This is a genomic window from Olleya sp. Ti.3.14, assembly GCF_038154885.1.
Classification (GTDB): domain Bacteria; phylum Bacteroidota; class Bacteroidia; order Flavobacteriales; family Flavobacteriaceae; genus Olleya.
Window position 1 is genome coordinate 84,082 of sequence record NZ_JBAKAO010000006.1, and the last position, 13,838, is coordinate 97,919.

A 13,838-nucleotide genomic window follows, 5' to 3' on the forward strand; every position below is an offset into this window, starting at 1 on the left:
TTTAAATTATGATAACTAAATTACTTTATTAGTCCTGCGCGTTTTAATAGTGCCTCAGGTTTAGGTTCTTGACCTCTAAAACGTTTGTATAATACCATTGGGTTATCTGTACCACCTTGAGATAATACATTGTCTTTAAATTTTGTCGCTACTTCTTTATTAAATATACCTTTTTCTTTAAAGTAGTCAAACGCATCTGCATCTAAGACTTCTGCCCATTTGTAGCTATAATATCCAGAGGAGTAACCACCTTGAAAAATATGCGCAAAAGCAGTACTCATACAATTCTGTTTAACATCAGGATATAGGTTTGTGTCCTTAAAGGTTTTGTTTTCATGTTGTTTAACATTAGTAATATCTGTTGGGTTTATACCATGCCAACTCATGTCTAATAAACCAAAACTTAGTTGTCTAAGGGTTTGCATTCCTTCTTGAAATGTGGCACTTTCTTTAATTTTTTGGACTAAATCCATTGGAATGATTTCTCCAGTTTGGTAATGTTTAGCAAATAATTCTAAAGCTTCTTTCTCATAACACCAGTTTTCTAAAACTTGGCTAGGTAACTCTACAAAATCCCAAAACACACTTGTACCAGATAAACTTGGGTAAGTTGTGTTGGCTAACATACCATGTAATCCATGACCAAACTCGTGAAATAATGTAGTAACTTCATTAAAGGTTAGTAATGACGGTTTGCTTTTAGTTGGTTTTGTAAAGTTGCATACGTTAGATATTTGTGGTCTTTGGTTAATGCCATCTTTAATAAATTGTGGTTTGAAGGATGTCATCCATGCACCATTTCTTTTTCCTGCTCTAGGGAAAAAATCAGCATAAAATATGGAGACTAATTGATTGTTTTCATCTAAAACTTCATAGGTCATAACATCTTCATGGTACTTATCTATTGTATCAATTTTTTTAAACTGAAGTCCAAATAATTTATTTGCAACTTGAAAGGCGCCATCAATAACATTTTCTAATTTAAAGTATGGTTTAAGTTGCTCGTCATCTAAATTAAATAGTTTTTGTTTTAATTTTTCAGAATAGTAAGCAGCATCCCATTTTTCTAATCGATCTAAGTTATCAAGTTCTTTTGCAAAATCTTCTAATTCTGCAAACTCACGTAAAGCAGCAGGTTTTGCTTTAACTAATAAGTCTTGTAAAAAGGTGTTTACTTTTTCTGGTGTTTGAGCCATACGTTCTTCTAAAACAAAATGTGCATGTGTGTCATAGCCTAATAAATTAGCACGTTCAAAACGCAGTCTAGCAATGTCTAAAACGTTTTGTTGGTTATCTAATTTGTCATTATTAAATCCTTTGGCTCCAAAAGCTAGCGCTAATTTTTTACGTAATGCTCTATTATCTGCATACGTCATAAATGGTATATAACTTGGGTAATCTAAAGTTATTAAATAACCCACTTTGTTTTTAGACTCAGCTAATTGTTTTGCAGCTTCAATTGCACCTTCTGGTAATCCTGATAAATCAGCTTCATTGGTGATTAGCATTTCAAAAACATTGGTTTCTGCTAAAATGTTTTCTCCAAACTTTAATTTTAAACTAGCTAATTGTTTGTCAATAGCTCTTAGTTTTTGCTTTTTATCTTCAGGAAGATTTGCTCCATTTCTAGAAAAGCTTTTATATTTTTTATCCAATAGTGTAGTTTGTTCTATATTTAAATCAAGACTATCTTTACTGTCGTAAACGTGTTTTACTTTTTTAAATAACGCTTCGTTTAATGTTATATCATTACCAAACTCGGTTAAAATAGGAGAGATGTCCTGTGCTATTTTTTGAAGTTCATCATTAGTTTCTGCCGAGTTAAGATTAAAAAATATACTGGTTACACGATCTAGTTGTTGTCCAGAAAACTCTAAAGCTTCGATTGTGTTTTTAAAAGTAGGAGCGTCAGTAGTGTTTATAATTGTCTCTATCTCTAATTTAGTATCCTCAATTAGTTTTAAAATGGCAGGTTTAAAGTCCTCATTTTTTATAGAATGAAAAGGTGGAGTGTTAAATTTTGTGCTAAAATTGTTTAAAAGTGTATTCATTATAACGTTATAGTAAAATTTTTGATGTTAAAATTAATATTTTTATTGCATATTAATTATTTAAATGTTTATTTTTGCAAATGATTTTTTCCCGTGAGTTGGTTACTCACATAAAAATTATTGATTAATAGCGATAAAAAGCCTCAGACATGTCTGAGGCTTTTTTTTTTATATTTTGTTATTTAACGATTTATTAAGACTCTTTAACTAATATTCTAAAATAATACAAAATGTTGGTTGGTTTTGTAAGAAAACATACTTTTTTGCAACTGTTTTTTGGATATGAGTATACATTCTCATAAATAGAAAATAATAGCGATGGAAGCCTCAGACTTATGTTTGGGGCTTTTTTTATTCTAAACTATTGTTAAACCGATAAAAGTGTTGTTTGTCGAAACCTCTAATTTTATTGGTTGTTAATTGTATATATAGAGGCTTAAGTTGCAACTTTGACATAAGTTTTTTTGATGTGAGAATATATATGTCCACATATAGAAAGATTAATAGCGATTGAAAGCCCCAACCTAGTTGGGGTTTTCTATTTTTAGCTATTTAATATCTTTTGAAGCTTGCTCTACTTTTACTTTTAAAGCTTCTTTGTAAGCTATAATTTTATCCAATACTAATGCATCAGATGCTCCTATGATTTGTGCAGCTAATATTCCTGCGTTTTTTGCTCCATTTAATGCAACAGTAGCAACAGGAACACCTCCTGGCATTTGTAGTATGGATAATACCGAGTCCCATCCATCTATAGAATTACTACTTTTTACTGGTACTCCAATAATTGGTAATGGACTTAAAGAAGCTACCATACCTGGTAAATGTGCTGCACCACCTGCACCAGCAATAATGACGCTAATGCCTCTTTTATGAGCGTTTTTACTAAAATAAAATAGTTTTTCTGGTGTACGATGTGCTGATACAATATCAACTTCTATATCTATTTTAAATTCTTTTAATATATCAATAGCGTCTTGCATGACTGGCATATCACTATTGCTTCCCATTATTACTGCTACTTTGCTCATAAATTGTGTTGTTTCAAAATTTAGTTGTTTTGCAAAAGTACGTTTTTTAGTACTTTAAATTAATGTCAAATTTATGATTATTTCCGCTTCTTAATCATTTACAAAAAGTGTGTCTGCTATTCATGACATATAACATGCATTTCACGACATTTATTTTTATACACCTTGATTTTATTGCAGTTTTGAATTGCTATTAATCAATAATAATAAAACCCTTTACTTGATTTCTGGTATTGGGTTTTATTTAAAATAGTTAAAAATCTGATTCTAAAATTTCTTTTAGAAATCGTCAAAACCAAATGTCACACCATAATTAAATCTAACACACTACAATAAATAACTATCAACCTTAAAACAAGAAAAATGAAAAAATTAATTTTAATAGGATTAACGCTTTTTACTATTACAGCTGCAATTGGACAAGAACCTACAATGGAGCAAACACTTAGTTATTTAAATGCTAATATAACCGACTTGCCTTGTATGAGTGATTGGAAGTATAAAAACATAGCTTATAATGAGTCTAAAAATGCTATTGAAATATTTTTTGATGTTGAAAATGGTGTCTTAAAATATTCTGTCAATATGAATAAAGAGTATACGATAACTGACCATAAAGAAAAAAATTATGTTAAAGTGAAATTTAAAACAGAATCTATCACTTGTGTAGGTTCTGATGATGAAACTTTTTATAGAAATTACTTTTTATTTAGTAGCGCTATTCCTAAAACTGTAAGAGCAGTAAAGCATTTATTAAAATTAGGATATGCTAATAGAGATACAACCTTTGATGATATTAAATTTTAGGAAGATGAAAGAGCTAAAAATATTAAATCTAATATCATTTATTTTCTTTTATGGTGCTTTTGCTTTTGCGCAAGACAATAATAATACACCTATCGAAAATGTAAAATTATATAAAATACCACTTACCAATACTGTTGTTTCTAAATATGAAAAACTGTTACTTTTTAAAGTTTCAGAATATGATTTTGGTAAAAACTCTAATGGTATTGCTATACAACCTCAATTGTTAAATGAAAATATTAATAAAATATTTAATACAGTTGTACTTGCTAATTCGGATGTAGCTTCAAATGGATCTGCTATAGGTTACCAAAAAAATGACTCTAAAGAAACAGTGTCTGTTAATAGTATTTCTAAACTAAGTGCATCATATAGTCATTTCTTAAAAGTAGGTATTCATGCAAAGGGATCATCATCTCCATTTAACTTGTATGATGATAATACTTGGAGTAGTGGTGTTGGTGCAACCTTGGGTTACATTTATAAGCGTCAAAACTCTTCGACTTCTTATATTGATAATGAAGCAGAAAAAGTTAGCTTAAAGCGATTAAAATTTGTTGATTCTTTAATAAAGATTAAGATATCCTATGCTAAAAAATTAGAATTAATTGAATCTTTAATTAGTGAATTGGATAAAAGTAAAGCAACTTATTATCACAAAAAAGATAGTTTAAATGCAATTAAAAATGAAATAGATACATTTAATTCTGTGTTTAAAAATGTGAATCCAAATTTTACTTTAACGGATTACTACAATAATTTACTTTATAATCCAGACGTTTTACCTGATTCTGTATTTATTTTGGAAAACCAAAGAGCTTTAAACGAGTTAGAAAAATCAGGAAGTACTGCGTTTAATAAAGCTATAGATTATATTATTGAAGAGTTAACAGCTTTTGATAAAAAACATGATATTACTTATGGTTATTCATTGCATTGGTTTGATGGAGATTTTACTTTAACCAATGCAACCTATAAGTTTGAAGAAGCTAATATCGATAATACATTATATGTAGCCTTAAATGATAGTTTAAAGTTTGATAAATCTCAAAATAAATTAAAACTCTCTACACAGATTAATTATAATTTCACTAAAAAAAGTAGGAGAAATTTAATGTTTTTTAAAGCGGGAACAGCATTGCATAGTGGATCATTTTTAAGTTCTAATTTATTAAATGGAACACCTAAAATAGATGAAAATCAAAATGTAATTGATGAAAGTAATAGTGAAGAGAATACGTTAAAAGGTGATTTTAATGCAATAGATAAATCACTTACTTATGGAAGTTTTAGTGCTTATGGAGCTATGTTTTTTGGATCAAACCAAAAGTTTGGAATAAATTTAAATCTTAGCCATAATTACTTAATAAATAAACCCGAAAATGTTTTTTATAAAAACAATTTTACAGCTTTAGTAGGACCAATTTTTAAAGCGACAGGAAAAGAAGGCAAAGGTGTTGTGCTAGGTATTGATATCGGTTTTGACAATGCTATTTACAATACTAAAATAAACAACGATTTTACCGCCAGATTACGCGTTGGAATACCTTTTGAAATATACACAAAATCAAAATAATTAACTATGAAAACTATTAAACTATTTGCAACACTATTTATACTTACTTTAAGTTTTGCTAGCATCGCACAATCTAAGCAAGAGACAGGTAGTGCCATGTTTCCGTGGACTGACAGTCAAAAAGAAATTACAGCGTTTTACGGAATGAAAATATACGTTAAGGATAATACAGAATACTTATTTATTACAGATGCTATCAAATTATGTAATAGTGTTGAAAAATCTGATTCTTTTAAGTTTAATGAAGATTTTGAAGCTTACATAGAGGCTAATTATGCAAGCACAATTAAAGGCGCTAATAAGTTTGTCAATTATGGTGGTTTAAGCGGTTTTACACACATGTGTTATTTTTTTAATAAAAAAAATGATACAGCTTCAGAAAATTATAGTGATGCTAAACGTGGTATAACAAATGCTATGGCAGTGTTTAATAACACAAATCATAACAACAGAGAAAAGAAAATTATAAAAATAAGTCGTTTAGATTTTGACTTTAATCTACCTTGTTATTGATAAAGCATAGTACTAATTGGGTTACAATTAAAAAGTACTGTTGTTACCTCAAAAGCGTAGTTAAAATATTGTAAATAAGTCACAAGCGTGATAAAAAAGCAAATATTTATTATATTTAAAATCTAACCATCAAAACTAAAAAAATGACTCAATTTAAAGCAAAAGTAGAAGTATGTTTAAAAGATAGTGATGTTAATTTTACAATTGAACTGAATATCCCAGTCGAAGTTGATATAAACTGTAAAGAGTATATCACTTTTTTAGACAGTAAAAATGAAAGACACCTAGTGCTTTTTATTGAAACAGTTGATGGAAGTAGAATAGGTGTTGGTGGTAATGTCAAAAAGATAATTAAGAGCACATTTGTCAATAAAGATTTAAAGGAAGGAATGGACGTTGATATAGCTCTTTATAACGATAACGCTCTTTTCAAACCTGAAAACACTAGTATAAATTTTGAGGAGCCTAGAGAGTCTGGTAATGGCGGAGTCGTTGGAGTGATAAGTTGTTCTAATTAATTGAAAAAACTAATTTTCATACTATTCGCACAATTTGTTTTAGCGCAACAAAATCCACAAGATTCTATTTCATACGAGTATTTTTATGAGAAAGAATTACAACAAATAGTGTCTTTAAAACAACAACAAATAGGACGTTCTTTTAATCCTAAAAAGCAGCTTGAAATTGCCGAAATTTATAAAAGAATTAACTGCGAGGATTCTGCTTATGCAGCTTATTATAAGGTTTTTGATAAAGAATTTAAAAAGCTAACGTTATCCGACGATGCTTTTAATGAGTTGCTATTTTCGTTACACACAACCGAATCTAGTAAGTATAATTATGAAAAAGATAGACGCTACTTTCTAGAGCTTTTAAAACAACGAACCATTAATGAAACTAACGATAAATGGTTAGCTAAAATAGAAAACGAACGATTCAAAGACTATTTTATTGATAGCTTAAAATTAGACAAAGCAAAAGAAATAATTAATGGTATAAAAAAAACAAATTATTACCAATCAAATAGCACGTTTAGGTCTGTAATTTTATTAAATGAAGGTAACCTAAACACCAAAATAAATAATTTTAAGATTGCAGAAAGTAATTTATTTCATGCCTTAGACTTGGCTAAACAAAATAAAGATTATCTAAGACAAGTGTATTGTCTTATTAATCTTGGAGTAAATGAAAATAAACAGAAAAATTATACAAAAGCATTAAGTTACTTTGATCTAATAGAAAGTATACCTAATAGCAAATACAATATCAAAATAGCCAGAATTATAGCAAGTAATAAAGGTAATGCCTACTATGGGTTAAAAGATTCTGTAAATTTAAAACACCAAGATGATTTGTATTATAAGTTAGATAATGTAATAAGTGATTTTAGTAAAAACAGTAATTTTTACGAGATTGACGTTGCCTACCAAACTAAAGAAAAAGATAAAAAAATAGAGGAGTTGTCATCTTTTAAAAAGACATTTAATACTAACAAAATAGTCTATAGTGTATTATTGTTTTTAGTGTTTTTGTTAGCGCTTTATTCTTTTGTACGATGGAAAAAATCAGACAAAACAAAAAAGCTGCTAAATAAAGAAAATCAATCTCTAAGCATAGAAAATAAAAAGACAAAACACGAGTTAGAAACCGTAAAGTCTATCGTTACTAATGACTTTATTTTACTTAAAAACAAATCCAAAGTTTATCTTGAAGCATTAATTTACGTCAAATCTGATGGGCATTATCTAAACCTTTACACGACTTCCAAAAAGGAATTTGTAAGAGGTAAAATTTCGGAAATTGAAAAACAATTACCACCTAACTTTGTTAAATGTCATCGCTCTTATATAATTAATAAAAATTATATCAAGCAGTATAATAGCATGGAGGTTATTATGACAAATGGTCAAGATATTCCGCTTTCTCGTGGGTTTAAATTTTAGTTATAAACTTATCACTTCAATGCTATTTTTAACCTTTTCAGCAATTTGACGTGCTGTATTTAAGTCCTCATCTACAATGGTAACATGACCCATTTTTCTAAATGGTCGCGTTTCTTTTTTACCATAAATATGAGGTGTCACACCATCCATAGCCATTATAGATTCTATGTTTTTGTAGTGTACTTGACCTGTATAGCCTTCAGCACCAACAAGATTAACCATAACACTTGCCACTTTATTCTCAGTTTTACCTAAAGGTAATCCTAAAATAGCACGAACATGTTGCTCAAATTGAGACGTGTAACTCCCTTCAATCGTTTGGTGACCAGAATTATGTGGTCTTGGTGCAACTTCGTTAATTAGTATTTTATCATCTTCGGTTTGAAATAACTCAACAGCTAATAAACCAACGTGATTAAAAGCTTCAGATGTTTTTAATGCAATATCTTGCGCTTTTTTAGCAACTTCTGCACTTATTCTTGCAGGACAAATAACATATTCTACTTGGTTAGCTTCTGGATGAAACTCCATTTCTACCACAGGATAGGTTTTCATTTCGCCATTAGCACTTCTAGCAACAATTACAGCTAATTCATTTTTAAACGGAATTAATTGTTCTGCTATGCATTCGCCTTTAGGCAAATCTTTTAAATCCGCAATGGATCTTACTATTTTTACACCATTACCATCATAACCAAATTGTGCAGCTTTCCATACAAATGGTAAGTTTAAACCACCATTATCAATAGCGTCTTCAATCTCAGACACATAAGCAAACCTGCTAAAAGGTGCAGTTGGTAAATTATGGTCTTGATAAAATAATTTTTGAGTCGCTTTATTTTGTATGCGTCTTAAAGTTTTTGACGATGGGTAAACAGTAATACCTTCATTCTCTAATTTTTCAAGTGCAGCGACATTTACATTTTCAATCTCGATGGTTAAGACGTTAACCTGTTTACCAAAATTATAAACAGTATCAAAATCCATCAAGTCACCTTTAGTAAACTCATTACAAGCCATACGACTTGGTGCCTCATTACTATTATCTAAAATACAAGTGTAAATATCAAATTTTCTAGTATTATAAAGTAGCATTTTGCCTAATTGGCCACCACCTAAAATACCTAATTTAAAGTCTGAAGAAAAATAATTCATTGGTCATAAATCGTGTTAGCCACAAAAATACATTTTAAAACCAAAACAGGACCTAAAAATCGAATTCAAATATCTGTTAAGCAGTCACAAATGCGTATATTTGCGCTTTAAATTTATAAAATGCAAACTATTACGCTTCACGACAAACAGTTTAAACCATTTATTTCTGAACAAGAATTAGATGATGCTGTAACAAGAATGGCTAATCAAGTCGCTCACGATTTAGGAGACGAAGTCCCAGTTTTTGTTGGGATTTTAAATGGATCGTTTATGATTGTAAGTGATTTTGTGAAAAAATATCCAAAACCATGTGAGGTAACTTTTATTAAATTAGCCTCTTATGAAGGTGTAAAATCTACAGAGGATATACAACGCTTAATTGGTTTAACACAAGATTTAACAGGACGCACTGTAGTTATCCTAGAAGATATTATTGACACAGGAAACACGTTAGAAGAAGTACACCGCATTTTTAAATCCGAAAACGTAAAACAATTGTTAATCGCAACACTGTTTTACAAACCGGAAGCTTATAAAAAAGACTTTAAATTACACTATGTTGGTATAGAGATTCCTAATAAATTTATAGTAGGCTACGGTCTAGATTATGATGGATTAGGTCGCGATTTGCCAGCAGTATACCAACTAAAAACAACACAACACATGACTAATTTAGTGCTATTTGGACCTCCAGGTGCAGGAAAAGGAACTCAAGCTAATTTTTTAAAAGAAAAATATGATCTAGTACACATATCTACAGGAGATGTATTTAGATACAATATCAAAAACGAAACTGCTTTAGGTACACTAGCTAAGTCTTACATGGACAAAGGGCATTTAGTACCAGATCAAGTAACTATTGATATGTTAGAGGCAGAGGTAGAGCGTAATGCAGGAGCTAAAGGTTTTATTTTTGATGGTTTTCCAAGAAACGAAACACAAGCTATAGCTTTAGATAAAATTATGGCAAGTAAAGACTCTGAAGTTAGTGCAATGGTAGCTTTAGAAGTAGAGGATGAGGTGTTAGTACAACGTTTATTAGAACGTGGTAAAACTAGTGGAAGAAAAGATGACTCTGACGAGTCTATTATTAGAAATAGAATTAAAGTTTATTACAACGAAACTGCAATTTTAAAAGACTACTACGCAGCACAAAATAAATATTTTGGAGTAGATGGTATTGGTGGTATAGAAGATATTACCAAACGCTTAAACACTGTAATTGACAAATTGTAATACAAACAAACGTGTTTGAGTTAATATATATTAGTGAAAACTTTTAGCTGTTAACGTTTTAAATTTTTAACTAAATTATGACTGAGGGAAATTTTGTAGACTACGTAAAAATGCATGTCTCTTCCGGTAACGGAGGAAAAGGATCTGTGCATTTACATCGCGAAAAATTTATTACAAAAGGTGGACCAGATGGAGGAGATGGTGGACGTGGAGGACACGTTATATTAAGAGGTAACTCTAACCTTTGGACACTATTGCATCTAAAATTTAAAAGACATATTAGAGCAGGACATGGTGGACATGGTAGTAAAAGTAGAAGCTCTGGAGAAGATGGAGAAGACATGTACGCAGACGTACCTTTAGGTACTGTCGTTAGAGATACAGAAACTAACGAAATCCTTTTTGAAATCACTGAGGATGGAGAAGAGCGTATTGTGGCAGAAGGTGGAAAAGGTGGTCTAGGTAACTGGCACTTTAAAACATCTACTAACCAAACACCACGATATGCACAACCAGGAATACCATTAGAAGAAAAATTTATAACCCTAGAACTTAAAGTTTTAGCAGATGTAGGTTTAGTTGGATTTCCAAATGCAGGAAAATCCACATTACTATCTGTAGTAACCTCAGCAAAACCAAAAATTGCAGATTACGAGTTTACAACACTTAAACCTAACCTTGGAATTGTAAAATACAGAGATTTTCAAACTTTTGTAATGGCTGATATTCCTGGGATTATTGAAGGTGCAGCAGAAGGTAAAGGATTAGGGTATTACTTTTTACGTCACATAGAGCGTAACTCGATTTTACTATTTTTAATTCCAGCAGATGCGCCAGATATTAAGGCACAGTATGAGATTTTGTTGGACGAGTTAAGACGTTACAATCCAGAAATGTTAGACAAAGATCGTATGATTGCCATCTCTAAGTCAGACATGTTGGACGACGAGCTTAAAGCAGAACTGAAAGCCGAATTGGATAAAACACTTCCAATTCCTTACCAATTTATATCAAGTGTAGCACAACAAGGTTTAACCGAGTTGAAAGACACACTATGGAAAATGCTTAACTAAATTATTTTGGGCGTTACCCACTTTTGCTTTTAAGTAGCAAAAGTGGGTCAGGCTGTCCATTATATCTTTTTTTGCCATATATGGCAGCAAAAAAAGGATGTCATTTCCATCCTTAACGCAAAGCCAACCATTATCTTAAACACTAAGATTACTTCATATAGTTAAATGTTATTTTAATGAACATTATAAAAAATGTAGCTATTCGTTTTTTTATTAGCATTTTGGTAGCAGGATTAATATCTAAACAATTTCCGCAATTCGAGTTTATCCTATTAATAACAATAACCATTGCAATGTTTGTGTTATTAAGCAAAATGGCAGATAAATTTTAGATTCCTACTATTGGTTTTTACCCTATAATGTAAAATTAAAGTGGACTAAAATCTAGCATGAATCCAATCTGATATTAATTTTAAAGCAACAGGAGAAAAAGTTTCCTCAATTTTAGCATACTCATTAATATTTCCCGTTTTTGCAGTTTGAAATAAATGATTTAAACCTTCAATTTCATGTATAGTTACATCATTATTCTTAGCAGTCTCAAGGTGTTTTTTAATGGCAGGTAAATTTATTTCTGGTAATACTTGTACATCTTTAGTTCCGTTAAGGACCAAAACAGGACACGTAACTTTTTCTAAATATGCTTTAGGGTCTAATGTAATAAACGCATAAAGCCAAGGATTAGTTAATTGTGAAGCTAATTGCTTAATTACTATATTATTTACATAAACCGCAAACGGACTTTGATCTGCTTCTAATTGTTTTTTATAGTTTTCTAAAGCTAAGGTTATAGCAGCTTTTTGTTTATCCATTTCAGTTTCAGTGTATAAAGCATCATAAGCAACAGTTGTTAATTGGTGGTTAAAAGCAATGCCTTCTTTAGTAGTCCCTTGTAGTTCTGCAATTTTTTTGCTTTGTGACTGTAGTACTTCCTGTCCACTAACACCTGTACCAGCAAGCATGACAATAAAAGCCACATTTGTATTGGTAGATGCTACTATTGGTGCAATTAATCCGCCTTCGCTATGACCAATTAATCCAATTTTTGATGCATCAATATCTGTACGTGATTTTAAAAAATTAATACCAGCTTCAACATCTTTAGCTAAATCAAAGGTGGTAGCTGTGCTAAAATCGCCTTCAGATTGTGCTGTACCACGTTCGTCATAACGTAAAACAGCAATTCCGTTATTGGTTAAATAATCTGCAATTACCCAAAACGATTTGTGACCCATGATGTCGCAATCTCTATCATGTGCACCTGAACCATTAATTAAAATGGCGACAGGAGGATTGATAGTATCTTGAGGTAACGTTAATGTGCCAGCTAACACTATGCTGTCTGCTGCTGTGTTAATAAAAGTAACGTCTTCAATTTTATAGTTAAAAGGTGCTTTTGGTGTCTGAGGTTTTTCGGTTTGTGCAACAATCAAACTTGTAAATAATATAAACAGCGCAACTGATAGGTTATTTAAATACTTCATAATAACTATTTTATTTTTTTAAATTCAATATAAGAATGCACTAACGGTATTATGGTAATTAATACAGCTATTATGACAAATAACGTAGCTGCTGTTTGTGCTGTAAAGATTAAGCTCATGCAAACAATTAGTAAACCACCAACAAACCATATTTTACCACCTAAAAGATGCGTTTTTTTCCAAACTGTTTCGTTTTCTAAAGTCCAAGGTGTTTTGATACCAATAAAGTAATTTGGTTTTACCGTTTTCATAAAATTACCAAGACCAGCAAATAATAATCCTAGTAGTATGTATATTATGTTTGGGCTAGAAAAGCTTTGTGTTTTTGAGCTGTAAATTATAAATAAGGCTAGTACAGACATAAACAAGACTAAGAAAAATTTTAATTGCTCATACTTTTTCCCCATTGTAGCAATCTTATTTTTTGGATCAATTTTGGGTGCAATGGTCATTATAATATAAACTAAAACAGGTAACATAAACGGAATTAATAGTAAGGTGTTTTTACTATCATAACCATCAATTTCTCCACTAGCATTCCAATGGGTTGGTACTGTTTCTGGTAAAGTATTCCAGATGTAAGCTAAATATATAAATGGCAAAGCCATTAATATCATATACGGAAATTCTTTTTTAAGATTCATAATTCTATTGTTTTAAAGTTATAATCCATTGGAGTACATCTTCTAGGATGGTTGTATTTATGGCATATTCTACAAACTGACCTTTTTTTTCACTGGTTACTAAATCGGCACGTTTTAAAATGTCTAAATGATGTGATATGCTAGGTTTGCTAATATTAAAGGCGTCAGCAATTTGTCCTGCTGTAAGATTATCTTCTTTTAAAAGTTCTAAAATTTGACGTCTTGTGTCGTCGTTTAATGCTTTAAATAATAAATTCACTAATTAGGTATTTAGACAAATATCTAAATATTATTTTAAATAGCAAAAAAAAAGCTTCCTAGAGTG

The 13,838-nt window shown here is 30.5% G+C and carries 14 protein-coding genes; 8 read left to right on the forward strand and 6 right to left on the reverse strand.

Annotated features, from left to right (window positions below; translation table 11 throughout):
- Nucleotides 1-20: 20 nt before the first annotated feature.
- Nucleotides 21-2,051: a M3 family metallopeptidase gene (locus V6251_RS09815; RefSeq protein WP_341588082.1), complete on the reverse strand. Its 2,031-nt coding sequence runs from the start codon at nt 2,049-2,051 to the stop codon at nt 21-23.
- Nucleotides 2,052-2,599: 548 nt separating this feature from the next.
- Nucleotides 2,600-3,082: a 5-(carboxyamino)imidazole ribonucleotide mutase gene (purE, locus tag V6251_RS09820; RefSeq protein WP_341588083.1), complete on the reverse strand. Its 483-nt coding sequence runs from the start codon at nt 3,080-3,082 to the stop codon at nt 2,600-2,602.
- Between the two features lie 363 nt (nt 3,083-3,445).
- Here purE and V6251_RS09825 point away from each other — a divergent pair, with 363 nt between their 5' ends.
- The 5 genes from V6251_RS09825 (at nt 3,446) to V6251_RS09845 (ending at nt 7,921) form a co-directional block, all read left to right on the forward strand.
- The gene (locus V6251_RS09825) at nt 3,446-3,889 is read left to right on the forward strand and encodes a hypothetical protein (RefSeq protein WP_341588084.1); all 444 of its coding nucleotides are present in this window, start codon (nt 3,446-3,448) and stop codon (nt 3,887-3,889) included.
- A 4-nt stretch (nt 3,890-3,893) separates the two neighbouring features.
- Nucleotides 3,894-5,465: a hypothetical protein gene (locus V6251_RS09830; RefSeq protein WP_341588085.1), complete on the forward strand. Its 1,572-nt coding sequence runs from the start codon at nt 3,894-3,896 to the stop codon at nt 5,463-5,465.
- Between the two features lie 6 nt (nt 5,466-5,471).
- Complete coding sequence (locus tag V6251_RS09835; RefSeq protein WP_341588086.1) at nt 5,472-5,978, forward strand: hypothetical protein; 507 nt, start codon at nt 5,472-5,474, stop codon at nt 5,976-5,978.
- 143 nt (nt 5,979-6,121) lie between these two features.
- Nucleotides 6,122-6,496: a hypothetical protein gene (locus V6251_RS09840; RefSeq protein ID WP_341588087.1), complete on the forward strand. Its 375-nt coding sequence runs from the start codon at nt 6,122-6,124 to the stop codon at nt 6,494-6,496.
- Nucleotides 6,497-7,921 (forward strand): LytR/AlgR family response regulator transcription factor, encoded by a 1,425-nt coding sequence (locus V6251_RS09845; protein ID WP_341588088.1) that lies wholly within the window; start codon nt 6,497-6,499, stop codon nt 7,919-7,921.
- Here V6251_RS09845 and V6251_RS09850 read toward each other — a convergent pair whose 3' ends face one another.
- Nucleotides 7,922-9,076: a 5-(carboxyamino)imidazole ribonucleotide synthase gene (locus tag V6251_RS09850; protein ID WP_341588089.1), complete on the reverse strand. Its 1,155-nt coding sequence runs from the start codon at nt 9,074-9,076 to the stop codon at nt 7,922-7,924.
- Between the two features lie 120 nt (nt 9,077-9,196).
- Between V6251_RS09850 and V6251_RS09855 the strand changes: the two genes are divergently transcribed.
- From V6251_RS09855 to V6251_RS09865, 3 genes are all read left to right on the forward strand, one after another.
- Complete coding sequence (locus V6251_RS09855; RefSeq protein WP_341588090.1) at nt 9,197-10,312, forward strand: adenylate kinase; 1,116 nt, start codon at nt 9,197-9,199, stop codon at nt 10,310-10,312.
- A gap of 77 nt (nt 10,313-10,389) precedes the next feature.
- Nucleotides 10,390-11,385, forward strand: a complete 996-nt coding sequence (gene obgE / locus V6251_RS09860) for a GTPase ObgE (protein ID WP_341588091.1) — start codon at nt 10,390-10,392, stop codon at nt 11,383-11,385.
- 176 nt (nt 11,386-11,561) lie between these two features.
- Entirely contained in the window at nt 11,562-11,717 is a 156-nt protein-coding gene (locus tag V6251_RS09865; RefSeq protein WP_341588092.1) for a hypothetical protein, read from the forward strand.
- Nucleotides 11,718-11,762: 45 nt separating this feature from the next.
- On the opposite strand, the gene V6251_RS09870 is transcribed toward V6251_RS09865, so the two are convergent.
- Genes V6251_RS09870 through V6251_RS09880 form a run of 3 tightly spaced genes read right to left on the reverse strand, consistent with a single transcriptional unit; the run spans nt 11,763 to nt 13,772 of the window.
- A complete protein-coding gene (locus V6251_RS09870; protein ID WP_341588093.1) occupies nt 11,763-12,869 on the reverse strand; it encodes an alpha/beta hydrolase family protein in 1,107 nt (368 codons plus the stop codon).
- Between the two features lie 5 nt (nt 12,870-12,874).
- Nucleotides 12,875-13,513 carry an SdpI family protein gene (locus tag V6251_RS09875; RefSeq protein ID WP_341588094.1) on the reverse strand — a complete coding sequence of 213 codons (639 nt, stop codon included), beginning with the start codon at nt 13,511-13,513 and terminating at the stop codon, nt 12,875-12,877.
- A 4-nt stretch (nt 13,514-13,517) separates the two neighbouring features.
- On the reverse strand, nt 13,518-13,772 hold the full coding sequence (locus V6251_RS09880; RefSeq protein WP_145002772.1) for an autorepressor SdpR family transcription factor: 255 nt from the start codon (nt 13,770-13,772) through the stop codon (nt 13,518-13,520).
- Nucleotides 13,773-13,838 lie beyond the last annotated feature (66 nt).

Coding starts and splice junctions, on each gene's coding strand:
- purE (WP_341588083.1), bottom strand. CDS start 3,082: ATGAGCAAAGTAGCAGTAATAATGGGAAGCAATAGTGATATGCCAGTC.
- V6251_RS09840 (WP_341588087.1), top strand. CDS start 6,122: ATGACTCAATTTAAAGCAAAAGTAGAAGTATGTTTAAAAGATAGTGAT.
- V6251_RS09830 (WP_341588085.1), top strand. CDS start 3,894: ATGAAAGAGCTAAAAATATTAAATCTAATATCATTTATTTTCTTTTAT.
- V6251_RS09875 (WP_341588094.1), bottom strand. CDS start 13,513: ATGAATCTTAAAAAAGAATTTCCGTATATGATATTAATGGCTTTGCCA.
- obgE (WP_341588091.1), top strand. CDS start 10,390: ATGACTGAGGGAAATTTTGTAGACTACGTAAAAATGCATGTCTCTTCC.
- V6251_RS09835 (WP_341588086.1), top strand. CDS start 5,472: ATGAAAACTATTAAACTATTTGCAACACTATTTATACTTACTTTAAGT.
- V6251_RS09855 (WP_341588090.1), top strand. CDS start 9,197: ATGCAAACTATTACGCTTCACGACAAACAGTTTAAACCATTTATTTCT.
- V6251_RS09815 (WP_341588082.1), bottom strand. CDS start 2,051: ATGAATACACTTTTAAACAATTTTAGCACAAAATTTAACACTCCACCT.
- V6251_RS09870 (WP_341588093.1), bottom strand. CDS start 12,869: ATGAAGTATTTAAATAACCTATCAGTTGCGCTGTTTATATTATTTACA.
- V6251_RS09850 (WP_341588089.1), bottom strand. CDS start 9,076: ATGAATTATTTTTCTTCAGACTTTAAATTAGGTATTTTAGGTGGTGGC.
- V6251_RS09865 (WP_341588092.1), top strand. CDS start 11,562: ATGAACATTATAAAAAATGTAGCTATTCGTTTTTTTATTAGCATTTTG.
- V6251_RS09825 (WP_341588084.1), top strand. CDS start 3,446: ATGAAAAAATTAATTTTAATAGGATTAACGCTTTTTACTATTACAGCT.